Source organism: Catellatospora coxensis (assembly GCF_016862635.1).
Lineage (GTDB): Bacteria > Actinomycetota > Actinomycetes > Mycobacteriales > Micromonosporaceae > Catellatospora > Catellatospora coxensis.
Genome location: NZ_BONI01000110.1, coordinates 1 through 23,780 on the forward strand (window position 1 = coordinate 1; position 23,780 = coordinate 23,780).

General features: G+C 72.4%; 22 protein-coding genes and 1 pseudogene. 17 read left to right on the forward strand and 6 right to left on the reverse strand.

The features are described 5' to 3' along the window. Positions 1–253: 253 nt before the first annotated feature. From Cco03nite_RS38460 to Cco03nite_RS38470, 3 genes and pseudogenes are all read left to right on the forward strand, one after another. A pseudogene (locus Cco03nite_RS38460) lies at positions 254–1,442 on the forward strand (LLM class flavin-dependent oxidoreductase). Positions 1,443–1,549: 107 nt separating this feature from the next. Further along, entirely contained in the window at positions 1,550–1,915 is a 366-nt protein-coding gene (locus Cco03nite_RS38465; protein ID WP_506272213.1) for a MarR family winged helix-turn-helix transcriptional regulator, read from the forward strand. Continuing rightward, the gene (locus tag Cco03nite_RS38470; RefSeq protein WP_239168005.1) at positions 1,912–2,601 is read left to right on the forward strand and encodes a CE1759 family FMN reductase; all 690 of its coding nucleotides are present in this window, start codon (positions 1,912–1,914) and stop codon (positions 2,599–2,601) included. Before Cco03nite_RS38465 ends, Cco03nite_RS38470 begins: the two co-directional genes overlap by 4 nt. A 7-nt stretch (positions 2,602–2,608) precedes the next feature. On the opposite strand, the gene Cco03nite_RS38475 is transcribed toward Cco03nite_RS38470, so the two are convergent. Further along, complete coding sequence (locus Cco03nite_RS38475) at positions 2,609–3,352, reverse strand: metallophosphoesterase (RefSeq protein WP_239168006.1); 744 nt, start codon at positions 3,350–3,352, stop codon at positions 2,609–2,611. 384 nt (positions 3,353–3,736) lie between these two features. Here Cco03nite_RS38475 and Cco03nite_RS38480 point away from each other — a divergent pair, with 384 nt between their 5' ends. From Cco03nite_RS38480 to Cco03nite_RS38495, 4 genes are all read left to right on the forward strand, one after another. Beyond that, positions 3,737–4,486: an SDR family oxidoreductase gene (locus Cco03nite_RS38480; RefSeq protein ID WP_203698967.1), complete on the forward strand. Its 750-nt coding sequence runs from the start codon at positions 3,737–3,739 to the stop codon at positions 4,484–4,486. Positions 4,487–4,792: 306 nt separating this feature from the next. Further along, positions 4,793–6,019 carry a macrolide family glycosyltransferase gene (locus Cco03nite_RS38485; protein ID WP_203698968.1) on the forward strand — a complete coding sequence of 409 codons (1,227 nt, stop codon included), beginning with the start codon at positions 4,793–4,795 and terminating at the stop codon, positions 6,017–6,019. Beyond that, positions 6,016–6,507: a hypothetical protein gene (locus Cco03nite_RS38490; protein WP_203698969.1), complete on the forward strand. Its 492-nt coding sequence runs from the start codon at positions 6,016–6,018 to the stop codon at positions 6,505–6,507. The genes Cco03nite_RS38485 and Cco03nite_RS38490 overlap by 4 nt, the downstream gene beginning before the upstream one ends. Then, positions 6,504–7,448, forward strand: coding sequence for a hypothetical protein (locus Cco03nite_RS38495; protein ID WP_203698970.1), 945 nt, complete (start codon positions 6,504–6,506; stop codon positions 7,446–7,448). The genes Cco03nite_RS38490 and Cco03nite_RS38495 overlap by 4 nt, the downstream gene beginning before the upstream one ends. Before the next feature lie 10 nt (positions 7,449–7,458). On the opposite strand, the gene Cco03nite_RS38500 is transcribed toward Cco03nite_RS38495, so the two are convergent. The 3 genes from Cco03nite_RS38500 to Cco03nite_RS38510 all read right to left on the reverse strand — a co-directional run bounded on the left by Cco03nite_RS38500 (position 7,459) and on the right by Cco03nite_RS38510 (position 12,039). Further along, a complete protein-coding gene (locus Cco03nite_RS38500; protein ID WP_203698971.1) occupies positions 7,459–9,648 on the reverse strand; it encodes a DEAD/DEAH box helicase in 2,190 nt (729 codons plus the stop codon). A 115-nt stretch (positions 9,649–9,763) separates the two neighbouring features. After that, a complete protein-coding gene (locus Cco03nite_RS38505; protein WP_203698972.1) occupies positions 9,764–10,969 on the reverse strand; it encodes a low temperature requirement protein A in 1,206 nt (401 codons plus the stop codon). Positions 10,970–11,001: 32 nt separating this feature from the next. Next, complete coding sequence (locus tag Cco03nite_RS38510) at positions 11,002–12,039, reverse strand: AraC family transcriptional regulator (RefSeq protein ID WP_203698973.1); 1,038 nt, start codon at positions 12,037–12,039, stop codon at positions 11,002–11,004. Between the two features lie 134 nt (positions 12,040–12,173). Here Cco03nite_RS38510 and Cco03nite_RS38515 point away from each other — a divergent pair, with 134 nt between their 5' ends. The 10 genes from Cco03nite_RS38515 to Cco03nite_RS38560 all read left to right on the forward strand — a co-directional run bounded on the left by Cco03nite_RS38515 (position 12,174) and on the right by Cco03nite_RS38560 (position 22,677). After that, positions 12,174–13,163: a quinone oxidoreductase family protein gene (locus tag Cco03nite_RS38515; protein ID WP_203698974.1), complete on the forward strand. Its 990-nt coding sequence runs from the start codon at positions 12,174–12,176 to the stop codon at positions 13,161–13,163. A 49-nt stretch (positions 13,164–13,212) separates the two neighbouring features. Continuing rightward, entirely contained in the window at positions 13,213–14,121 is a 909-nt protein-coding gene (locus Cco03nite_RS38520; RefSeq protein ID WP_203698975.1) for a TauD/TfdA dioxygenase family protein, read from the forward strand. A 27-nt stretch (positions 14,122–14,148) separates the two neighbouring features. Beyond that, entirely contained in the window at positions 14,149–15,201 is a 1,053-nt protein-coding gene (locus tag Cco03nite_RS38525) for a beta-keto acid cleavage family enzyme (protein WP_203698976.1), read from the forward strand. Positions 15,202–15,379: 178 nt separating this feature from the next. Then, positions 15,380–16,711 carry an MFS transporter gene (locus tag Cco03nite_RS38530; protein WP_203698977.1) on the forward strand — a complete coding sequence of 444 codons (1,332 nt, stop codon included), beginning with the start codon at positions 15,380–15,382 and terminating at the stop codon, positions 16,709–16,711. Then, a complete protein-coding gene (locus Cco03nite_RS38535; RefSeq protein WP_203698978.1) occupies positions 16,708–17,292 on the forward strand; it encodes an RBBP9/YdeN family alpha/beta hydrolase in 585 nt (194 codons plus the stop codon). Before Cco03nite_RS38530 ends, Cco03nite_RS38535 begins: the two co-directional genes overlap by 4 nt. Then, complete coding sequence (locus Cco03nite_RS38540) at positions 17,289–18,848, forward strand: long-chain-fatty-acid--CoA ligase (RefSeq protein ID WP_203698979.1); 1,560 nt, start codon at positions 17,289–17,291, stop codon at positions 18,846–18,848. Before Cco03nite_RS38535 ends, Cco03nite_RS38540 begins: the two co-directional genes overlap by 4 nt. A 79-nt stretch (positions 18,849–18,927) precedes the next feature. Beyond that, entirely contained in the window at positions 18,928–19,962 is a 1,035-nt protein-coding gene (locus Cco03nite_RS38545; RefSeq protein WP_203698980.1) for a YeiH family protein, read from the forward strand. 57 nt (positions 19,963–20,019) lie between these two features. Continuing rightward, on the forward strand, positions 20,020–21,195 hold the full coding sequence (locus Cco03nite_RS38550) for an acyl-CoA dehydrogenase family protein (protein ID WP_203698981.1): 1,176 nt from the start codon (positions 20,020–20,022) through the stop codon (positions 21,193–21,195). Beyond that, complete coding sequence (locus Cco03nite_RS38555) at positions 21,192–21,638, forward strand: hypothetical protein (protein WP_203698982.1); 447 nt, start codon at positions 21,192–21,194, stop codon at positions 21,636–21,638. The genes Cco03nite_RS38550 and Cco03nite_RS38555 overlap by 4 nt, the downstream gene beginning before the upstream one ends. Before the next feature lie 70 nt (positions 21,639–21,708). Beyond that, positions 21,709–22,677, forward strand: coding sequence for a helix-turn-helix transcriptional regulator (locus Cco03nite_RS38560; protein WP_203698983.1), 969 nt, complete (start codon positions 21,709–21,711; stop codon positions 22,675–22,677). Here the strand turns inward: Cco03nite_RS38560 and Cco03nite_RS38565 are convergent. Then, positions 22,674–23,219, reverse strand: coding sequence for a hypothetical protein (locus Cco03nite_RS38565; RefSeq protein ID WP_203698984.1), 546 nt, complete (start codon positions 23,217–23,219; stop codon positions 22,674–22,676). The genes Cco03nite_RS38560 and Cco03nite_RS38565 overlap by 4 nt on opposite strands. 173 nt (positions 23,220–23,392) lie before the next feature. Beyond that, positions 23,393–23,780 (reverse strand): RNA-guided endonuclease TnpB family protein (locus Cco03nite_RS38570; RefSeq protein WP_203698985.1); only part of this gene is annotated, 388 nt, incomplete at its 5' end.

Genomic DNA, 23,780 nt, shown 5'->3' on the forward strand with positions numbered 1-23,780 from the left:
GCTGCCGTCCTCGCGCCAGCAGTTCTCCGACGCCGCCGAGTCGAGCCTCGCCGACGCGCTCCTGGTCGACCTCAACCTGGCCGGCTGACACCCGCCCGCTCGGTCAGGCCGCCGGATCTTCGGATCCGGCGGCCTGACCGCGTGATGCCGGTCACCTCGGAATATCGCAGACCTCTCGCCGGTTGCCGTTTATGCAAACGCATAGACTTGGACCGGGCCTGCCGGCCCGGCACGAGTGGAAACGAGGGATCTCATGCAGTTCGGCGTGTTCTCGGTCAGCGACATCACCCGCGACCCGGTGTCGGGGCACACGCCCAGCGAGGCGGAGCGCATCGACGCGGTCGTGCAGATCGCGAAGAAGGCCGAGGAGGTCGGGCTCGACGTGTTCGCCATCGGCGAGCACCACAACCCGCCCTTCTTCTCCTCCGCCCCGTCGACGCTGCTGGCGTTCATCGCGGCCGCCACCGAGCGGCTCATCCTGACCACCTCGACGACGCTGATCACCACGAACGACCCGGTGCGCATCGCCGAGGAGTACGCGATGCTCCAGCATCTGTCGAAGGGCCGGATGGACCTGATGCTCGGCCGCGGCAACACCGCGCCGGTGTACCCGTGGTTCGGGCAGGACATCCGGCAGAGCCTGCCTGCTGGCGCTGGAGAACTACAACCTGCTGCACCGGCTGTGGCGCGAGGACGTCGTCGACTGGCAGGGCAAGTTCCGCACCCCGCTGCAGGGCTTCACGTCCACGCCGCGCCCGCTGGACGACGTGCCGCCGTTCGTGTGGCACGGCTCGATCCGCACGCCCGAGATCGCCGAGCAGGCCGCGTACTACGGCGACGGCTTCTTCGCCAACCACATCTTCTGGCCGAAGGAGCACTACATGCGCCTGATCAAGTTCTACCGGCAGCGCTACGCCCACTACGGTCACGGCACCGAGCAGCAGGCGATCGTCGGGCTGGGCGGCCAGGCGTACATCGCCCGCCGGTCGCAGGACGCCGTCAAGGAGTTCCGGCCGTACTTCAACGAGGCTCCCGTGTACGGCCACGGCCCGTCGATGGAGGACTTCATGCGCTCCACGCCGCTGTCGGTGGGCAGCCCGCAGGAGGTCATCGACAAGACCCTGACGTTCCGCGAGCACTTCGGCGACTACCAGCGCCAGCTGTTCCTGATCGACCACGCCGGCCTGCCCCTGAAGACCGTGCTCGACCAGCTCGAACTGCTCGGCGGCGAGGTCGTGCCGACGCTGCGCAAGGAGCTGGCCGCCAAGCGCGACCCGCAGGTGCCCGACGCGCCGACGCATGCCGCCCGGGTCAGGGCGAAGTACGGCGAGGCGATCCCGCGCCAGCCGCGCCCGAACGCCAACCGCGGCGACAACGTGACCGGCGCGTCCCCGTACCAGGACAGCGACCCGGCCGTGCAGACCACGTACCCGGGGCACTGATGTCGGACCGGGGCCGGCTGGCCAACCATGCCTGGGAGGGGCTGCTGTCGGCCCACGCCAGGCTGATGAAGCAGTTCGCGGACGCCGACACGTGGCAGGACCTGTCGATGCGCGAGTACGACGTGCTCTACACGCTGTCCAAGTGCCGCGAGCCGCTCCGGATCGGCGAGCTGCACCGGCACGTCCTGCTCAGCCAGCCGGCCCTGTCCCGCATGGTGGACCGGCTGGCCGAGCGGGGGCTCCTGGAGCGTTGCCCCGACCCCGCGGACGGCCGTGGCGTGCGGCTGTCGCTGACCGACGCCGGTCGGGACAAGCAGCGCAGCATCGGGCGCGGGCACGCCGCCCATGTGGCCCGTGCGGTCACCGCCGAGCTGAGCCGCGACGAGCTGGAACAGCTCGCGGTGATCGCCTGGAAGCTGGCCGGGCGGGCCGGCACGACGACCGACGACGACCAGAAGGAACCGCGACAGTGAACCCGACGCAGCCGTACACCCTCGTGGTCGTGACCGCCGGAGTCGGCGACCCCTCCTCGACCCGGATGCTCGCCGACCGGACCGCCCAGCGTGCCTCGGAGCTGGTCGCCCGGCGCGGCGGCAGCGCCACCGTCCAGGTCGTCGACCTGCGCGAGCTGGCGACCGAGGTGACCACCGCGCTGATCTCGCCGATGGTGGGACCGAAGCTGCAGCAGGCGATCGACGTGCTGGGCCGGGCCGACGGCGTCATCGCCGCCGCGCCCGTCTACAAGGCCGCACCCAGCGGCCTGTTCAGCTCCTTCTTCCAGGTGCTCGACAACGACCTGCTCATCGCCAAGCCGGTTGTGCTCGCCGCGACCGCGGGCACGGCCCGGCATTCGCTGGTCGTGGACGAGCAGATGCGGTCGCTGTTCGGCTACCTGCGTACGGTCGTCGTGCCGACGTCGCTGTTCGCCGCGCCGGAGGACTGGGCCGACCCGGGTCTGAACAAGCGCATCGAGCGGGCCGCGCTCGAACTGGTGCTGCTGGTCGAGAGCGGCTTCGCCCACCAGGTCAGGGGCGAGTCCTGGCAGAGCTACCAGCACGAGTTCGGCAGCGCCGGCGGCACCGAGACGCATATCGAGCTGGACTCCGACATGATGCGGCTGGCGGCGGGCGGCTCCCTGGACCGGCCCGCCGCGCCGTGACCCGGGGCTACGCCGGGGCGATCCGGAAGTGGGTGGTCAGCCCGCCGTCGTCGTCGAGGACGTGGAAGGCCACCCCCGGCGCATCGTCGAGGTCGGCGGTGTTCGCCCAGGTCAGCTCGTCGTCGGTGGTCCACGGCAGGCGCGTGGTGGACACCACGCCCGGCGCGGCGAGCACCGGCCGCCCGCCGAACATCCCGGCCGCGGCCGTGTGCGCGTGGCCGCAGAGGGTCGCCACCACCTGAGGGGACTGCCCGACGATCGTGGCGAGCTCACCGGCGTTGAGCAGGCCGATGCCGTCGACCAGCGGGTTGTGCAGCGGAATCGGGTGATGGTGCAGGCCGACGAAGACGGGCGCGTCGGCCGTGGCGAGGACCTCGCGCAGCCAGGCCAGCGTCTCCGGGGCGAGCAGGCCGTCGTGGCGTCCGGGGATGCTGGAGTCGCACAGGGCGAACAGCACCCCGCCGACCCGGTGGAGCTGGTTGATCGGGGCGTCGCCCGCGTCGTCGAGCAGCACCTTGCGGTACGGCGACCGGCGGTCGTGATTGCCGGGCAGCATCAGGACCGGGACGTCCGCCGCCAGTTCGGCCTTGACCTGCTCGTATTCGTGGATCTCGCCGTGGTCGGCGAGGTCGCCGCTGACGAGGATCACGTCCACGCGGCAGCCGCGTAGGTAGCGCATGACGCGCCGGGTGCGGTCGAGGGCCCGTTCGCCGCCGTCGAGGTGGATGTCACTGAGGTGCGCGATGATCATCACATGGCGAAGCATGTCGTATGTCGCGCCGTGTACCAAGGGCCAACGGCCATCCGGTGGCACGCCCGGCAGGCCGGCGCCTGACCGCGGGCCGAGGCGCCAGCCTGCCCGGCGTCCGGATCAGCCGCCGGGGCAGCGGCAATCGCCGCCGCTGTGCTCCACACAGTGCGTCGGGGCCGGTGGCGCCGGCGCGGGGGGTGAAGGGATCAACCAGGCGAAAATCGCCGAGCCGACCACGACGGACAGTTCCGGCGCACCCCTGTTCCTGCAGCATAGGCCCGGACCGGGGGTTCGGCTTGTAAGGTCAAAAGCAATAAAACGGACCCTCCCGGCCCGTCAGCGAGGCTGCCGCCCCACAGCGGGGCGGAAGAACGGGGGAGCGCCATGACGCAGGATGCCCAACGCCGCGTTGCCGTCGTCACCGGCGGGTCGCGCGGTATCGGCCTGGAATCGGCACGCCTGCTCGCCGGCAACGGACTCGCCGTCGTCGTCTGCTCGCGCCACCAGGGCGAGGCCGACGCGGCGGCAAAGGAGATCACGGCGGCCGGCGGGACGGCGCTCGGCACGGGTGCCGACGTCTCCGACGAGGACGCGGTCGTGGCGCTGTTCGACCTGGCCGAGTCGACCTACGGCGGGATCGACGTGGTCGTGCACGCCGCCGCCCACGCCGGACTCGGGCGCACCACGACGGTCGCGGAGCTGGATCTGGCGGTCCTCGACGAGCTGTACCGCACCAACATCCGGGGCACGTTCATGGTGGCGCAGCAGGCCGCCCGCCGCATGCGCGACGGCGGCGCGATCATCACGTTCTCCACCGCGGTGGTGCAGCTGGCCATGCCGGGTTACGGGGCCTACAGCGCCAGCAAGGGCGCGATCGAGGCGTTCACGCTGATCCTGGCGCGGGAGATGGGCGGCCGGGACATCACCGTCAACGCGGTGGCCCCCGGTCCCACGGCGACGGAACTGTTCCTGGAGGGCAAGGACGATGCCACCCTCGCCGGGCTGGCCGCCCGGGCGCCGATGAACCGGCTCGGCACACCGGCGGAGATCGCCGAGGTCGTCGCGTTCCTGGCCGGTCCGGCCGGGCACTGGGTCAACGGCCAGGTCATCCAGGTCAACGGCGGCGTCCTCTGACGGCGGGCGGACCGTACGCCGCCGTCGACCAGTCCGCGAAGCGCCTGCTGCCCGCCCGCACACGGCCGAGCGGCACCCGGGCAACATGATCACCGCGCTCGCCGTGACCTCGCGTCGACACCTGCACGCGGCGCTGCCCGACGCCGCTACGCCGGAGCCGTCGCCCGGGGGTCCCGGCCAAGTGGATCATCTGCCGCTGGCATACTGAGCGCGAACGGACGCGATGCTCCTGTCGCGGCGGGAAGGGCGGATCATGATCGCCAAGAGGTGGCCGACGTCGGCTCCCTCCCTACCCGGAGCCGGGCGATGAGCAGGGTCGCATTCCTCAACGTCGGCATGCACGGCCACGTCAACCCGACACTGCCGCTCGTGACCGAGCTCGTCCGCCGTGGCCACAGCGTCACCTACCACACCACGCCCGCCTTCGCCGAACAGATCGCGGCCGCCGGCGCGCGGGTGTTCCTCTACTCGGGCGACGAGCCGCCACTGGCCGGTCCGCCGACGGCGGTCACCCTGATGGAGCAGCTGGCGCGTACGGCGGTGCAGGTGCTGCCGGGTGTGCTCACCGATCTGCGCTGCACCCCGCCCGATCTGATCGTGCACGACTCCGCCTGCCTGTGGGGCCCGGTGGCGGCCCGGGAACTCGGCGTGCCCGCCGCGTCGTCGTTCACCACGTTCGCCTTCAACCGGCACGTGCCCAGCCCCACGCGCGCGTCCTGGGGGCTGCTCGGCGCGGCGCTGGCCATGCCCCGCAGCGCCTGGGGGTATCTGCGGGCGCGCCGGGAGCTGCGCCGCAGGTACGACATGCGCGGGGTGCCCCGGATCGACCTCGCGGACATCCGCCAGCCGCTCAACCTGGTCTACACCTCACCGGCGTTCCATCCCGACGCCGCCGGCTTCGACGAGTCCTTCCGGTTCGTCGGGCCGAGCATCGGCTCGCGCCCGGCCGACGCGTCGTTCCCGAGCGGCGAGCTGCGGGACCCGGTGCTGTACGTCTCCATGGGCACGGTGTTCGACGCCGGCCCGCAGCAGTTGCGGGCGTTCGTCGACGCGCTCGGACCACTCGGCGGCACCGTGGTCGTCGCCACCGGGCACACCGACCCGGCCGAGCTCGGCCCGCTACCGGCCAATGTGCTGGCCCGCAGGGCCGTGCCGCAGTTGGAGGTGCTGGCCCGCGCGGCGCTGTTCGTCACCCACGGCGGGGTCAACAGCGTCAACGAAGCCCTGCACGCCGGAGTGCCGATGCTGGTGATCCCGCAGGGCGCCGACCAGACGCTGGTGGCCCGCCGCATCGTCGAGCTGGGCGCCGGCCTGGAGACCCGCACGGAGACCGCCGACGTCGAGACCGTGCGCGCCCTCGGCCGGCGCCTGCTCGGCGAACCCCGGTTCCGGGCCGCCGGGGCGGCGCTGCAGGCCGCCCAGCGGCATGCGAGCGGCGCCTCGCGTGCCGCCGACGAACTGGAGGGCTACCTCCGGCAGACCGGCGCCGCCGAGCGGAGCGCGGCCGAACCGCGTCGCAAGGCCGACCGGTGACGATCTTCGTCGCCGTCCTGCTGCTGCTCGCGGGCCTGTCCGAGGCCATCGGTCGGCTGCTGCCCCTGGTGGCGCGCCTGTCCGGGGTGTCGCACACCCGGGCGGTCTGGCTGGTGGTGGCCGGCGCGTTCGTCGACGCCGCGGTGTTCGCGCTCTGGCCGCTGTGCGCGTGGACCCTCGCCGAGCTGGTGCTGCCCACCTCGACGACCGACCACGGCGTGCTGCGCTGGACACCGGCCCTGGCCGCGCCGCTGCTGCTCGCCGCGATCCTGGCGTTTCCGCTGCTCGGACCGCTGCTGCACCTGCTGCTCATGGTGGGCGTCGGAGCCGGCCTCGCCACCGCGCTCGTGCCGGTGGCCGGGATCGGCTGGTGGGAGGCCGCCGGGTGCGTGGCGGTGGCGGGAGCCGGCCTCGGCATCACCGTCGAAGGTGTACGCAGGCTCGTCGCGAAGCTCAACCGGACCAGGCTGCCGGAGCCGTTGCGATGATCGAGTTCGCGCTCCTGCTGCTGCTGTTCGGAATCGGGCCGGTACTGCTCGCCGAAGCCCTGCTCTCCCGGTACGAGCTGCTCGCCTACACGGCGGGCTGGCGCGCCCCCGGCACCGAGCTTCCCCCGCGGGTGCCCTACGCGCGGGGCGCGGAGGCGGACCGCCCCCCGGCCGCCTACCTGGTCTACCTCGACGGCATCGGCAAACGACGCTTCCAGGACACCCGCGACGGCGGCCAGCTCGTCAAGGCGCTGCTCAGCAGGGCGCCGGAACTGCGCGTGCTGGGCCAGGTGCAGCCCTACTCACCGCTGGCCTACCCGCTCGCGAACCGGCCGCTGTGGATCTGGCTGCGCCGCCGGGCCGGGCTGGTGCTGTTCCTGCACAACGTGATGCAGATCTTCGTCGCCGCCGACCACCGCTACCGCCCGCTGTACAACCGCGCCGTCGGCTCGCAGATCGCCGCTCAGCTGCGGCTCGCCGGTTATCAGGCCGGCAGCGGCATCCCCGTGGTGCTGCTCAGCTACAGCGGCGGCGCCCAGGTGGCCACCGGCGCCGTCGGTGAGCTGTGGTCGGAGCTGCGCTGCCCGCTGTCGCTGATCACCCTCGGCGGCTTCTACAACGGAGCCAACGACCTCAGCCGTGCCCAGCACCTGTACCGGCTCACCGCGGCCGCCGACTGGATCGAGCGGGCCGGTATGTGGATCTTCCCGCAGCGGTGGCCGGTGTTCCGGTGGAGCGGCTGGAATCGGGCCGTGCGCGACCGGAAGATCACGGTGCACTGGCTCGACCCGGCCACCCACGTCGGCCCGCGCAGCTACATCAGCCCGCAGGCCAAGCTGCCCGACGGCCGCAGCCACCTCGACCGCACCGCCGACACCGTGATCACCCTGATCCGGGACCGCGTCGCCGCCATCCCGGCACCCGAGGGCCCGCCGGCCTGACCGGACGGGATCAGGAGGCGTGCTGGTCGCCGCTGTCGCGCAGGCGGGCCCGCTCCTGCTCGATGATCCGGCGTTCGGCGGCGGCCCGGGTGCCGTCGTGCTGGGTCACGTCGACGGCTCCCGCGTTGTCGTCCTTGGACGCGCTGGGCCGGGCGTACTCGTCGAAGAGCGCCGCCTTGCCGGCGACCAGCTCACGGACGCTGGTGTCGACGGTGTCCTCGGCGATCAGCCGGAAGACCTGCACCGGCCGGACCTGGCCCATCCGGTGGCAGCGCGCGATGGCCTGCTCCTCGATGCTGGGCTTCCACTGCGGCTCGACCAGGATGACCACGGAGGCGGTCTGCAGGTTCAGGCCGACGCCGCCGACCTCGATCTGGCTGACCAGCACGGCCGGCCGGCGGCTCGCGGTGAACGCGTCCACGACCTGCTGGCGCTGCAGCGGCGGGGTCGATCCGGAGAGCGGCCCGTGCGCCCGCCTGCCCAGCGCCTCGGCGACCGCGGTGAGCACGTCGCGGAAGTACGAGAACACGACGACCTTGTGCCCCTCGGCCATCGCCTCGACCGCGATCTCGCGGATGTGGTCGAGCTTGGTCGAGGTCCGCGCCGGGTCCCCGAAGGTGGCCCGGCGCATGGTCATGAAGCTCCCCTCCCAGACGGCCTTGCGGTAGGCGCTGGCCTCCTCCGGTGACAGCGTCACCGGCTGCACGTTCTCGATCCGGTCGGGCAGCTCCGCGAGCACGTCGGACTGGTTGCGCCGCAGGTACGCCGGGGCGATGGCGCGGCGGAACGCCTCGGCCGACGGGGCCGCGGCGGCCTGCCGGGCGACCTCGGGGTTGACGTGCTCGGTGAGCACGCCGAACTCGGTGACCCGGTTCTCCAGCGGGGTGCCGGTCAGCAGTGCGACGCGCTCGGCCCCCTCGATGAGGCGGCGGCTCTGCAGGGTGCGCTTGGCCTCCGGGTTCTTGATGTAGTGAGCCTCGTCGAACGCGGCCATGGCGACCTCGACGCCGTCGAGGTCGAGCCGTTCGAGAGCCGTGTAGGTGGTCACGCCGATGCCGCCGTTGGCCCGCCAGGCGGCGGTGCCGCGGGCGGCGTCGCTGCCGTACAGCAGGCGGGGCGTCAGCCGGCAGTGCCGCTTGATCTCGTGCATCCAGTTGGCGGCCAGGCTCGGCGGGCACACCACCAGGAAGTGCCGCCGGCCTTGGGCCGCCAGGTGGCACATGGCCGCGAGGGTCTCGACGGTCTTGCCCAGGCCCATCTCGTCCCCGATGATCACCCGGCGCTGCGCGATCATGAACCGCGCGCCGAACGACTGGTAGCCGCGCAGGGTGGAGATCAGCAGGCTCGTGTCCAGCCGTACGTCGTCGACCCGGGCGGCGTCGTCGGGCGACAGCCGCCCGGCCGGGCCCTGGTCGCCGGCCTGCTCGCCGGTCGCCTCCGCCAGCAGGGTCAGATAGGTCGCGGCGTCGGCCCGGTACTTCTGCCACAGCTGCTTCTCGGTGGGTTCGGCGGCCAGGGCCGCCGCGGCGGCGAGCACCCTGGTGCGGGCCGTGGTCAGGCGCGGCGAGCGCAGCGCCGTGTCCAGCGCGGTCAGCGCCGCGAGATCGGCCTGCCGGCCCTGACGGCCGCGGAACAGGCTGCGCCAGCGGCTGTTGGCGCGCCGCGCGCCGTCGATGGTGCCGGCGATGGCGTCGTGCAGGTCGCCCGCCCGGCCCAGCGCGGGCCGCACCCGACGGCGGAAGACCGCCAGCCGGTGCAGCGAGCGCAGCAGCTGGGTGTCGGCCGGGGAGCGGCGGTCGGGGTCGGGGCGGAGCACCGTGTCGGCCTCGACCGTCTCGGCCAGCGCGGCGATGGCGTCTTCGAGCTGGGTGACGGTGGTCGGCCCGATGCCGGGGTACTCGTGGAGCCGGTGCCGGTTCGCCATGAGCTGGCCGACGGTGGTGAACCCGGCCGCCCGCAGGGGTCCCAGGCGCAGCCGGCCGCCCGCGGCCTCGCGCAGCCGGTCGAGGTCGGCCTGGTGCAGGCGCTCGTCGAGCGACTGCCGGCGGTGGCCGGTCGCGAGCCCGCGGATCTCGGCGACGAGGCGCTGCTCGGCGTCGAGCACGGTCCGGGCGGCCCGCTGCGCGTCCGTGGCATCGGTGACCAGGGCACGCGCCTCGGAGCTGCGGGCGGCGGCGACCATCGTTACCTCGTTTCGCACTCGCCGCACCGTACGGGCACGGGATTCCTACGCCGGCGGGGGCCGGTCGGGGTCGGACTCCGGCGCGGCCGGCCGGGGAGGCGTCCGGCATCCCCATGCCCACCGGGCCGCGCCGTCACGCCTCCTCGCGCCGGAGGGGCACCCGGAGCAGTGGCAGCGGGCGTCGGGTGTGGACGATCCAGGCCTCGAAGCCGTTGAGCGCGAGCAGGACGGCGACCAGCAGCGCGGCCGTCGCCATGATCGGGAGCTGGATGGCGGCCGCGGCCACGGCGCAGCAGGCGACCGCGGCCGCCACGCGCTGCACGGTCGCCGCGCCGAACATGCGCCAGCGCGCGTAGCAGAAGCCCCACAGGTACAGCGCGACACCGGGCGCCAGCAGCACCTCGGGCAGGCTGTGCGGCAGGTCCAGCGGGTGCGCGAGCAGCTTCTTCAGGCCGACCGCCACCAGCACGATCGCGACGACGTAGCCGAGGTGGGCGTAGCTGAACACGTCGGTGACGATGCGGGACTGGGCCGGGGTGTGCTCCAGGCTGTGCCGCACCGCGGGCGCGCCGAAGTGGAAGTACGTCCACCACAGCAGCACGATCAGGAGGAACGCGAGCAGCATCGCGGCCAGTTCCGGCGTGCCGAGGCGGCCGGCGGCGGCCTGGTTGCCGGTGGCGACGACGGTCTCGCCCAGCGCGATGATCAGCACCAGCCCGAACCGCTCGGGCAGGTGCGCGGTCTCGTACCGCATGCCGCTCAGCCGGCCGCGCAGCAGGCGCGGGCTGCTCAGCTCGATCACCGCGGCGGCCACCCAGAGCGCGGTCTGCCACGTCCCGCCGAGCACGGCGCCGGCCAGGTACAGCGGGGCGCTCACGAACAGCGCGACCGCGAACGGCTCCAGGCAGGGCCGCCGCTGCCCGGCCAGTCCACTGCGGACGGCCCACAGCACCAGCCGCAGCACCGCGTACGCGACGGCGAACAGCACCGCGTGGTCGCCGTACGCCTGCCCGATCGCCACCGACATCAGCAGGCCGCACCCGGCGGCGCCGAACAGCACGAGCCGGCCCGTGGCCCGGTCGACGCGGCTGCCGGCCAGGTTCGCCACCAGCGTGGTGCCCACCCAGCCCCACCACAGCGGCAGGAACAGCAGCACCGTGCGGGCCGCCTCGCCGGTGGTGTGGGACCCGGCCAGGGTCGCGGTGATCTGCGTGATCGCGAAGACCCAGATCAGGTCGAAGAACAGCTCGGCCCAGGCGACCCGCTGCTCCTCGTGCGGGGTTGCCGGGGTGGCGGGGGTGTCGGCGGCGGGGTCTGCGGCGAGTGGTGGGGGGTTCACACGGCTCCCTTTGGTGTGGCTGCCCGGCAACGTTAGCCGTTGGGCCGCTCGCCGGTGGGCCAGGTGTCGGGCAGGTGGGTCCGGCGGCTGCGCCACTGGCTGGGACTGTCGCCGAACCGGTTGCGGAACCACCGGGAGAACCCGCTCGGCGCGGCGAAGCCCAACAGCTCGGAGATCTCGGTCTGCCGGTAGCGGTTGTTGGACAGGTAACGCTCGGCCAGCCCGGCGCGGGTGGCGTCCATGATGGAACTGAACGTCTCGCCGGCGTCGGCCAGGTGGCGGTGCAGGGTGCGGCGGTCGACACCCATCGCGCGGGCCACCTCGTCGGCGGAGCACCGCCCGGTCGGCAGCAGCACCTCGATGAGGTCGCGTACCCGGTCGGCGGTGGCGCCCTTGGCCGCGCCCAGCGAGCGAAGGGTCTCGTCGGTGCGGGCCCGGGTGGTGGGGTCGGACTGCGCGTTCGGGGTGTCGAGGTCCTTGGCGTACAGGATCAGGCCGGTGAAGCCGTGTCCGAACTGGACTCTCGCGCCGAGCAGCCGGGTGTGGGTGTCCAGGCGGGCGGGGGCGGTGTGGGAGAAGCACACCGACAACGGCTGCCAGGCGGGGCCGAGCAGCTGCCGGATGATGCCGTGCAGGGCGGCGACCGCCAGCTCCTCGGCCTGCCGGGACGGGGCGGGTTCGCCGAGCTCGAACCACATGCGTACGGTGGCCAGCCCGTTGACCTCGGACAGGCGGATGCGCAGCGCCTCGTTGTAGCTGTGCTCGTAGCGCATCAGCAGGTCCATGGCGCTGCGCAGGGTGGGTTCGTCGCGCAGGACGAGGCTGAGCGGGCCGAGGGTGGACAGGCGGCGGTACTCGGCCAGGCGCAGGCCGAAGTCGTCGAGCCCGGACGCGCGGGCGGACAGTTCCAGCAGGCGGGCGACGCGCGCCGCGGGGACCCACTTGTCGGGGGTGGCCAGGTCGGCCGGGTCGAGGCCGACGGCGTCCATCAGCTCGCCGGGGTCGAGCCCGAGCGAGTGGGTCAGCTCCAGGTAGCCGCTGAGTGTCGCATATCGGAGCGAAGCTCCCATTCGCCCCTCCTGAATGTCCCGTAGAGATAAGGATTCTGTCCCGCCAAGTAAAGCATGTGGCGGGCGTCACGCCTACTGTTGCCCCATCGCAGCAGGCCAGGGTCGCGACGGCCCCGGGCATGGAGGAGTACAGCGTGACGAAGGCGATCCGTTTCCACCGGACCGGCGGCCCCGAGGTGATGCAGTGGGAGCCGGTGGAGGCCGGCGCGCCCGGCTCGGGCGAGGTCCGGGTCCGGCACGAGGCCGTCGGGCTGAACTTCGCCGACACCTACTTTCGCAGCGGCCTCTACCCCGCGGCCCTGCCGGCCGGGCTGGGCGTCGAGGCGGCCGGTGTCGTCGAGGCCGTCGGCCCCGGCGTGACCGGGTTCGCCGAGGGCGACCGGGTCACCTACACCGGCAGCCCGCTGGGCGCGTACAGCACGGCGCGGGTGATGCCCGCCGCGCCGCTGATCAAGCTGCCGGACGCGATCCCGTTCGAGACCGCCGCCGCCATGACCATGCGCGGACTGACCTCGGCGTACCTGCTGCGCCGCATCGCCACGCTGCAACCGGGCGACACCGTCCTGCTGCACGCCGCGGCCGGGGGAGTGGGCCTGATCTTCACCCAGTGGGCCCGCCTGCTCGGGATCAACGTGATCGGCGCCGTCTCCACCGACGCCAAGGCCGAGGTCGCCCGGCAGCACGGCTGCGCGCACACCATCGTGTACACCCGAGAGAACGTGGCCGCCCGGGTCCGCGAGCTGACCGGCGGCGCCGGCGTGCCGGTCGTCTACGACAGCATCGGCGCCACCACCTTCCACCAGTCCCTGGACTCGTTGAAGCGGCGCGGCCTGCTCGTCTGCTTCGGGACCGCGTCCGGCCCGGTGCCGCCGATCGACGCCATGCAGCTGGCGATCAAGGGCTCGGTGTTCGTCACCCGGCCCGCGCTCGCCGACTACATCGCCGACCCCGCCGAGCGCGCCGAGCTGGCCGGCGAGCTGTTCGGGCACGTCGCCGCCGGCCGGATCAAGATCGAGATCAATCAGCGGTACGCGCTGGAGGACGCCGTTCACGCCCACCGGGAGCTGGAGGCCGGCACCAGCATCGGCTCCTCCGTCTTCCGGCTGGATTCCGCCACCGCCTGAGCCTCGCCCGCCCCACCCCCGCAGTGCCAACAGACAGTAGGGAGACGCCATGCAATCCACCATCGACGACGCGGCGGGGTCACCGGCCGCAGGGTCGGACACCGGCTCGATCGAGGTGCACCCGCTGACCGTGCACATCGGCGCCGAGCTGCGCAACGTCAGCCTCGCCGAGGCCGCCCGCGACGACGACCTGTTCGCCGAGCTCAAGGGGCTGCTGCTGCGCCACAAGGTGCTCTTCGTTCGTGACCAGGACATCACCCGGGCGCAGCACGTGGCGCTGGCCGAGCGCTTCGGCAGCCTGGAGGACCACCCGGTGGCGGGAAGCGACCCCGACCACCCCGGCCTGGTCCGGATCTACAAGGACCTGGACAGCCCGGCCGAGCACTACGAGAACGCGTACCACTGCGACGCGACCTGGCGGCAGGCCCCGCCGATGGGCTGCGTGCTGCGCTGCGTCGAGACGCCCGCGGTCGGCGGCGACACCATCTGGGTGAACATGGCCGAGGCCTACCGGCGGCTGCCGCAGGACGTCAAGGCGCGCATCGACGGGCTGCGGGCCAGGCACAGCATCGAGGCCAGCTTCGGCGCGAACATGCCCACGGAGCAGCGTCTCGCGCTGCACGAGCGCTTCCCCGACGCCGAGCACCCGGTGGTGCGCACGCACCCGGAGACCGGCGAGAAGGTGCTGTTCGTCAACGCGTTCACCACGCACTTCACCAACTTCCACACCCCCGCCAACGTCCGCTTCGGCTTCGACTACGCCCCCGGCGGCAGCGAGCTGCTCAACTACCTGATCCGCCAGGCGGCCGTCCCCGAGTACCAGGTGCGCTGGCGCTGGACGCCGAACAGCTTCGCGATCTGGGACAACCGCTCCACCCAGCACTACGCCGTGCAGGACTACTGGCCCGCCGTCCGAAAGATGGAGCGCGCCGGGGTCGTCGGCGACCGCACCTTCTGACCCGTCCCACCCCGACAGGAGACTGCCATGCACTTCCTCGACGACGCCCTGTTCCCGGAGAACCAGGACAAGCTCGTCATCACCGCGGCGCCGTACGGACCCGAGTGGGAGCCGGCGGACTTCGCCGAGGACCTGCCGGTGACCATGGACGAGCACGTCCAGGCCGCCGTGGACTGCTACAACGCCGGCGCGACCGTGCTGCACATCCACGTACGCGAACTCGACGGCAAGGGCTCCAAGCGGCTGTCGAAGTTCAACGAGCTGCTCGGCCGGCTGCGCGAGGCCGTGCCCGACATGATCCTTCAGGTCGGCGGCTCGATCTCGTTCGCCCCCGAGGGCGAGGGCGGCGACGCCAAGTGGCTCAGCGACGACGCGCGCCACCTGCTCGCCGAGCTCGACCCGGCACCGGACCAGGTCACCATCGCCATCAACACCAACCAGATGAACATCGTCGAGCTGATGACCGAGGACGACATCGCCGGCACCTCGATCGAGCGCCCCGCAGTGTACGAGGCCTACCGCAACATGTACGTCCCGGCCGACCCGGCCTGGGTGCAGGAGCACCTCAAGCGGTTGCGGGCCAACGGGATCCAGCCGCACTTCCAGCTCGCCAACGTCGCGCAACTGGAGACCGTCGAGCGGCTGGTCCGCCGCGGCGTCTACGCCGGACCGCTCAACGTGACCTGGGTGGCCATCGGCGGGGGCTTCGACGGGCCCAACCCGTACAACATGATGGAGTTCATCCGCCGGGTGCCCGACGGCGCGATCCTCACGCTGGAGACGCTGATGCGCAGCGTGCTGCCGATCAACACGATGGCGATCGCGATGGGCCTGCACTCCCGCTGCGGCAACGAGGACACCATCTGGGGCCGCAAGGGCGAGAAGATGACCTCAGTCCGGCAGGTCGAGCAGCTCGTGCGGATCGCCGACGAGCTCGGCCGCAAGGTCGCCGACGGCAAGGAAGCGCGCGACATCTACCGCATCGGCGAGTACTACGACAGCGCCGACGAGACCCTCGCCAAGCTCGGCTACCCGCCCAACCGCAAGCCCGGCCAGGTCGGATTCACCTTCCACGCCTGACCGCCCGCGCCACCGGCGCCGCTGTGCTCCGGACCCGCCGTCACGGCGACCCCCGAGCCCCGGCCGGGTCCGGAAACCACGTGGGGGTGCGGCGAACCGCACCCCCACGTCCATCACATCAGTTCACCGGCGGCGCGGCCTTCACCCGCACCGGCGGTTCGACTCTCATTGGAGCACGATGACACTGACCACCGGCGAGGGTACAGCGGCCGACCAGGCCGCATCCACCCGGACCGTATCCCGGCTCTTCCCCTGGGTCGTGTTCACCCTGACCTTCGGCCTGCTGCTGTCGGACTACATGTCGCGGCAGGTGCTGTCGGCGGTGTTCCCCTACCTCAAGACCGAATGGGCCCTCACCGACACCCAGCTCGGCAGCCTGACCAGCATCGTCGCGCTGACCGTCGGCATCCTGGCCGTGCCGCTGTCGCTGCTGGGCGACCGCTGGGGACGGGCCCGCGCCGTCGTCCTCATGGGCGTCGTCTGGAGCCTGGCCACCATCGGCTCGGCCGTGGCCGCCGACTACGGGCAGCTGCTCGTCGCCCGGTTCCTGATCGGCGTCGGCGAGGCCGCCTACGGCAGCGTCGGCCTCGCCGTCGTGCTGGCCGTCTTCGCCGCCCACCGGCGCGCGTCGCTGACCGGCGCGTTCATGGCCGGCGGCTCGTTCGGCTCGGTGCTGGGCGTCGCCCTCGGCGGCGTGTTCGCGGCACAGTTCGGCTGGCGCTGGGCGTTCGGCGCGATGGGCGTCATCGGGCTGCTGCTCGCCGCGCTTTACCTGGTGCTCATCAACGAGCGCAAGCTTGCCGAGCACAAGGTCGACGACGAGGCCGGCACCGGTCCCGCCCTGGCCGCGGGCCAGCAGCGCGCCCGGCTGTCCACCCTGTTCTCCACCCCCGCGGTGATCCTGGCGTACCTCGGCGGCGGCCTGCAGCTGTTCATCGCCGGTTCGCTGTTCGCCTGGCTGCCGAGCTACCTCAACCGGGCCCACGGCATGGCGCCGCAGCGCGCGGCCGGGATCGCCGCGCTGCTCATCCTGGTCATGGGCGCCGGAATGATCGTCTGCGGCATGGTCACCGACCGGATGGGGCGCAGGAACCCGGCCAGCAAGTGGACTACCGCGATCGTGTTCGCGGTGCTGACCCTGGTGCTGCTCGGCTCCGCCTTCGTGATGAAGCCGACTGGCTTCCAGCTGCTGCTGATCGCCGTCGGCTGCTTCTTCGCCGCCGGCACCACCGGCCCGACCGGTGCGATGGTCGCCCGGCTCACGCACGAGTCGATCCGGGCCACCGCGTTCGGCACGTACACCTTCTTCAACAACCTGCTCGGCCTCGCCGCCGGCCCGATCGTGACCGGCGCGCTCGCCGACCGGCTGGGCCTGGAGAACGCCATGCGCTACGTCCCGCTGGTCTCCGTGCTCGCGATCGTCGCGCTGGTGGCCGGTAGCCGCGCCTACCCGTCCAGCCTCCGCAAGCTCGACGCCGCCGCCGGCGGGCAGCAGGGAGGATCGGCATGAGCAGCGGCCCGGGCACGGTGTTCGTCACCGTGCCCGGGCTGCGCGGCCACGTCGAGCAGCACTGGCAGACCCGGCTCGCCGCGCGGCGGCCCGACGTGCTCGCGGTGCCGCCGCTGGGACGCGACAACCCCAGCCTGGACGATCGGGTCGCCGCCCTCCAGGAGACCATCGCGGTGGCCGGCGGACCCGTCGTCATCGTGGCGCACAGCGCCGGCGTGCTCACCACCGTGCACTGGGCGGCCCGTTCCGGCTCGGCCCACCTGATCCGGGCGGCGCTGCTGGCCACCCCGCCGGACCTGGGCGAGCCCCTGCCCGCGGAGTACCCGTCGCTGTCCGAACTGGCCGAACACGGCTGGCTGCCCATCCCGCGCGGACCGCTGCTCTTCCCGAGCATCGTCGCGGCGAGCAGCGACGACGCGCTGGGCGACCCGGCCCGGGTCCGGGCCCTGGCCGACGCCTGGGGCAGCCGGTGGCACGACCTCGGTCCGGTCGGCCACCTCAACCCCGCTTCCGGCTTCGGCGAATGGCCCGAGGCCGACTCGTTCCTCACCCGACTGAGCACCATGGAGGCACCCCGATGACCCTGAACCTGGCCACGCTCCTGGAGGACAGCGCCCGCCGTCACCCCGACCGGGACGCCGTCGTGCTGGGCGCCGACCGGCTCACCTACGCCCAGGTCGACGCCGCCGCGAACCAGGTCGCCAACCTGCTGGCCGGCCGGGGCGTCGGCGCAGGCGACAAGGTCGCGCTGTCCTGTCCCAACCTGCCGTGGTTCCCGGTGCTCTACTACGGCATCCTCAAGGCCGGCGCCACCGTCGTGCCGCTCAACGTGCTGCTCAAGGGCCGCGAGATCGCCTACCACCTCGCCGACGCGCAGGCGAAGGCGTATTTCTGCTTCGAGGGCACGGCCGACCTGCCGATGGGGGCCGAAGGGCACGCCGGGTTCCAGCAGGCGGCCGACTGCGAGCACCTCTTCCTGGTCACCGCCGACCCGGCCGCCGCGTCCCCGATCGACGGGGTGCCGACCCTCGGCCAGGCGCTGGCCGGGCTGCCGACGTCGTTCGACACCGCACGCACCGGCGAGACCGACACCGCGGTCATCCTGTACACCAGCGGCACGACCGGGCAGCCCAAGGGCGCCGAGCTGACCCACGCCAACCTGGTGTTCAACGCGCTGACCTGCAACCGCCTGTTCGGCTCGCTGCCCACATCGCACGACCGGCACCTGATCACACTGCCGCTGTTCCACTCGTTCGGTTCGAGCGTGCAGCTCAACGCCGGGTTCGCGATCGGCTCGACGCTGGTGCTGATGCCCCGGTTCATCCCCGAGCAGGCGGTCGAGCTGCTGCTCGCCGAGAGGATCACCTTCTTCGCGGGCGTGCCGACCATGTACTGGGGGCTGCTCGGTGCGCTGGCCGACGGCGTGGACGTGGCCGAGATCGCCCGCAACCTGCGGGTGGCCGTGTCCGGTGGCGCGTCGCTTCCCGTCGAGATCACCAAGCGGTTCAAAAAGGCGTTCGGCGTCCAGATCCTGGAGGGATACGGGCTGTCGGAGACGTCGCCGGTCGCGACGTTCAGCGACCCGGAGCGCGACCCGCGGCCCGGCTCGATCGGCGTGCCTATCTGGGGTGTGCAGGTCAAACTGATCGACCTCGACGGGAACACGGTCGACGGCGTCGACGAGGTCGGCGAGATCGCCATCCGCGGCCACAACATCATGAAGGGCTACCACCGCCGGCCGGAGGCGACCGCCGAGGTCATGCGCGACGGCTGGTTCCGCACCGGCGACCTGGCCCGCCGTGACGCCGACGGCTTCTACTACATCGTCGACCGGGCCAAAGACATGATCATCCGGGGTGGCTTCAACGTCTACCCGCGCGAGATCGAGGAGGTCCTGCTGACCCACCCGGCGGTGTCGCTGGCCGCGGTCGTCGGCGTGCCGCACGACAGCCACGGCGAGGAGGTCAAGGCGTTCGTCATCCGCAGCGAGGGCGCGCAGATCGGCGAGCGGGAACTCATCTCGTGGTGCCAGGACACCATGGCCGCCTACAAGTACCCGCGGTTGATCGAGTTCGTCACGTCGCTGCCGATGACCGCCACCGGCAAGATCCTCAAGCGTGAACTGGCCGGCCGGTGACCACCCCGACCGCTCGGGTGACCCGGTGCCCGGCGAACTGCCCGGGCACCGGGGGCGCGAGGTTCGACCGGGGGCACCGATGACGATGACCGCCCCCCGTACGGCCGTCGCCGTCCCTGCGGCACCGCGCCCCCGTACCCTGCTGCCCGCGGTGCTCACCGCCGCGGCCGGGCTCGGCGGCGCGGCACTCGGCCACCGGCTCGTCCCGCAGATCGGCGTCCTCACCTGGGCCGTCGGGCTCGGCGTGCTGGCCGCCAACCTCAACCTGCTGCCCGCGGCCGGCCGGGCCGGACTCGGCCTGCTGACCAAGAAGCTGCTCCGGGTAGGGGTGGCGCTGCTGGGCTTCTCCGTGTCGCCGGCCGCGATCACGGCCCTCGGCGCGCCCGTGCTCGCGCTCGTGGCCACCACCCTGGTCGCCACGCTGGCTTTCACGACCTGGTTGGGCAACCGGATGCGGCTCGGTGCGGCCCGGAGCCTGCTGCTCGGCACCGGCGTCGCCATCTGCGGCGCGTCGGCCATCGCGGCCATGGAGCAGACCGCGGGCGCCGACGAGGAGGACGTCACCGCCTCCATCGCGATGATCACCCTGTTCGGCACCGTCGCGCTGGTCGCGTTCCCGCTGCTCCAAGGGCCGCTCGGTCTCAGCGGCGTCCAGTTCGGAGTGTGGACCGGGGCGAGCGTGCACGAGGTCGGCCAGGTCGTCGCCGCGGCCGGCCCGGCCGGCGCGGCCGTCGTGGCCACGGCGATCGTGGTGAAACTGACCCGGGTGCTGCTGCTCGCGCCCGTCGTCGCCACCGTCAGCGTCATCCGCAGACTCACCACCCCGGCGGCCACCGGCGCCGCCCGGCCGCCGCTGGTGCCACTGTTCGTGCTCGGCTTCCTCGGCTGCGCCGCCCTGCGCGGCACCGGCACGATCCCGGCCTGGGCCCTCGACGGCATCAGCGCCGTACAGGTGACGGCGCTCGGCGCGGCCCTGTTCGGCATGGGCGCGAGCGTGCACCTGCCCTCGCTGCTCAGGAAGAGCGGCCCGCTGCTGGCGGTCGCGGCCGTCTCGACGCTGTTCATCACCGTCGTCGCGCTCGCCGGAGTCCTGCTCCTCGTGCCCGGATCCTGACCACCCCCGGCCCGCGCGGCCGCAGTTCATGAAGCACCACTTCTGATAGGAAACCCTGTGACAGCCCACTCCAGCTTCGACCTGTTCCGGCTCTCCGACGACCACCTGGCCGTCCGGGAGGCGGTGCGCGCCATCGCCGCCGACAAGATCGCACCGTACGCCGCCGGGGTCGACCGGACCGAGTCGTTCCCGCAGGCCGCGCACGACGCGCTGGTGGCCGGTGACTTCCACGCCCCGCACGTGCCCGAGCAGTACGGCGGCGTCGGCGCGGACGCCCTGGCGACGTGCATCGTCATCGAGGAGGTCGCCCGGGTCTGCGCCTCGTCCTCGCTCATCCCCGCCTGCAACAAGCTCGGCAGCCTGCCGCTGATCATCGCCGGATCCGAGGACCTCAAGCACCGCTATCTGACCCCGCTCGCCCAGGGCCGCACCACGTTCTCCTACGGCCTGTCCGAACGCGAGGCCGGCAGCGACATCGCGTCCATGCGTACCACCGCCAAGCAGGTCGGCGACGAGTGGATCCTCAACGGGCAGAAGTCCTGGATCACCAACGCGGGCGTCTCCGACTACTACACCGTGCTCGCGGTGACCGACCCCGACGGCCGGCGCGGCGGCAACATCACCGCGTTCGTGGTGGAGAAGGCCGACCCCGGCTTCAGCTTCGGAGCCAAGGAGCGCAAGCTCGGCATCAAGGGCTCACCCACCCGCGAGCTGCTCTTCGACAACGTGCGCCTGCCCGCCGACCGGATCATCGGCAGACCCGGCGAAGGCATGAGGATCGCCCTGCGGACCCTCGACCACACCCGCGTCACCGTCGGCGCGCAGGCCGTCGGCATCGCCCAGGGGGCGCTGGACAGCGCGCTCGCGTACGTCCAGCAGCGGCAGCAGTTCGGCCAGCGGGTCGCCGACTTCCAGGTGGTGCAGTTCATGCTCGCCGACATGGCGATGGCCATCGAGACCGCCCGCCAGCTGGTGTACGTCGCCGCCGCGAAGTCCCAGCGCGAGGACGCCGACCTGTCGTTCTTCGGGGCCGCGGCCAAATGCCACGCCTCGGACGTGGCCATGAAGGTGACCGTCGACGCCGTCCAGCTCCTCGGCGGATTCGGGTACACGCAGGACTTCCCGGTCGAACGCATGCTGCGCGACGCGAAGATCACCCAGATCTACGAGGGCACCAACCAGATCCAGCGCATCGTCATGGCCCGCCACCTGCTCGCCGGAGGGACGGCATGACCGGGGACGCCGACCCGTTCGCCCGGTCGCGGCAGGCCGCGCTGCTGGAGGAGCAGGGGCGGTACGACGACGCCGAGGCGGTGTGGCGGCAGGCCGTCGCCGCGGGTGACGGGCTGGCCAGGTTCGCCAGGTACCGGCTCGTGGCGCTGCTCGAACAGGCCGACCGGCTGGCCGACGCCGAACAGGTGTGGCGCGACGCGCTCGCCGACGGCGACACGTTCGCCCGGGTCTACCTCGCGGTGCTGCTGGAGCGGCAGGGCCGGCGGGCCGAGGCAGAACAGCAGTGGCGGGCCGCGGCCGCCGCCGGCGACCGGCGCGCCCAGGCACGGCTCGCCGCCATGGCCTCACCTGAGGGGGTTGCGCTCGGCCGGTTCGGCGAGTCCGGGCACGGCAGTGGTCGAGCCCATCTCCTGACCGACCCGCGGGCAACCTCGTCCGCGTGAACCGGGCGGGGCGGCGAGCCGGGTGATCTCTCCGGCACAATGGTGCCCGCCGAATCGGGATCGGGGAGTGATGCTGGAGTCCGTCGGGCTGACACCGCAGGCCGAACGCGTCTACGCCGCCATGGTCCGGCGTCCGGTGGCCGGCGTCGCGGCGCTGGCCGACGAGTTGGAGCTGTCCGCATCCGAGGTACAGGACGCGGTGCACCTGCTCATCGAGCGGGCCCTGATCGTCCCGGCAGGCGACGGCGCATGGCGCGCGGTCGGTCCGCAGGCGGCGCTCAGCGCGCTGCTGGCCGAGCAGGAGGCGGAGCTGGCCAACCGGCACCTGCGGCTGGAGACCGTCCGGGCCTGGGCAGCGGCGCTGGAGGCCGAGCACGACCTCGGCCGGCCCCGTGACGAGCTGGTCCGCCTGGAAGGCACCGCCGCCGTGCGGGAACGGCTCGACCTGGTGGCGGACTCCGTACGGGAGGAGTGCCTGAGCTTCACCGTCGACCGGGAGATGAGCGCCGAGGCGATCGAGGCGGCCAAAGTCAACAACCTGCGCGTGCTGCGCCGCGGCATCAGCATGCGCAACGTCTACCAGGAGACCGTCCGCAAGGACCCGGACAATCTGGCGTTCGCCAAGTGGATGACCGAGCACGGTGGGCCCAGCCGCACCGTGCCGACGGTGCCGTTCCGCATGCTCGTCGTCGACCGCGCGGTGGCGTTCCTCGCCGTCAACCCGGCGGACTCCCGCGAGGGCGCCCTGGAGATCCGCAGCCCGGCCGTGGTCAACGCGCTGTACGTGCTGTTCGAGCAGTTCTGGGAGGCCGGCACCCCGTTCGGCGAGTCGCCGAAGGTGGAGCAGGACGCCCTGAGCCCGCAGGAGCAGGTGCTGCTGCGGCTGCTGGACGCCGGGCACACCGACGAGTCGGCGGGCCGCAAGCTGGGCCTTTCCGCGCGTACCGTGCGGCGGGTCATCGCCGAGCTCACCGACCGGATGGGCGTCGAGAGCCGCTTCCAGGCCGGTGCGGAGGCGGTCCGCCGCGGCTGGCTCTAGGCGGCCGTCCGGCGGCGCGCGACGAGCACGGCCCCGAACCCGCCGACGATCACCAGCGCGGCGCCGGCCAGCATGACCAGCGGCCCGACCCGGCGGTCCCGCACCGGCTCCACCAGGACCGGGTCGCCCACGCAGGAGACCTCGACCTTGCGCCGGAATTCGTTGCTCAGCTTCGAGGTCAGGACGTAGCGGACGCCGTCGACGGTCACCGCGCGCGGGATCTCGTAGAGCGCTGCGGAGCCCCGGCCGAAGTCACCGAAGCCGAGACCTGTCGCCTGGCCGTTCTCCGGGTCGATGCGGCAGTCCGAGCCGCGCCGGGCGGGGTCGTGCCGCTGGTAGACCGAGTAGACGACGCCGGGTGCCATCTCGAATGCCGTCACGTCGGCGGGGCCGACCAGCGGCCGGGCCTCGCGTTCCGGCGACAGCGGAGCGTAGGTCTGCCAGATCAGCCACAGGAACGCGGTGATCGCTAGCAGGCCCGTGGGCAGCGCATACCACCAGGCGGCGGCGCGTCGGGGCGCCGCGGTGATCCCGACCGACACGACGATCTCCTTCCGAGAACGGGTGCGATGCAGTCTGCGCGGCGGGCGGCGGGTGTGTCAGCGGTCCGGGACGTCCGGAAACGGCCAGGCCGGTTGTGGCCAGCAGCGCGGCCGTGACGGGAGCCGGATGATCGTGCCACAGTGCGTGCGGCTCCGTTGACATTCTCCCCGCCCTAAGGGACGGGGATTCCCTTGGTTGCCCTCGGGGTTTCCTGTTTCGCCGACGAATGCCCCGTCCGAGAGGTTCCTCGTTGAGGTCTTACACCGCCTCCACAGGCTGTCACCGCCAGTCCGGCGGCCAGGATGTTGCGTGCCGCGTTGACGTCACGGTCGTGGACGTCCCCGCACGGGCACGTCCACTCCCGCACGTTCAGCGGCATCTTCTGCGCGAGTGCGCCGCAGGTCGAGCAGAGCCTGGTCGAGGGGAACCAGCGGTCCACGACGATCAGGTCCCGGCCGTGCCAGGCGGCCTTGTACTCCAGCATGCTGCGCAGCTGCCGCCAGGCCGCGTCGCTGATCGCGCGGGCCAGACGGTGGTTCTTGACCATGTTGTGCACGGTC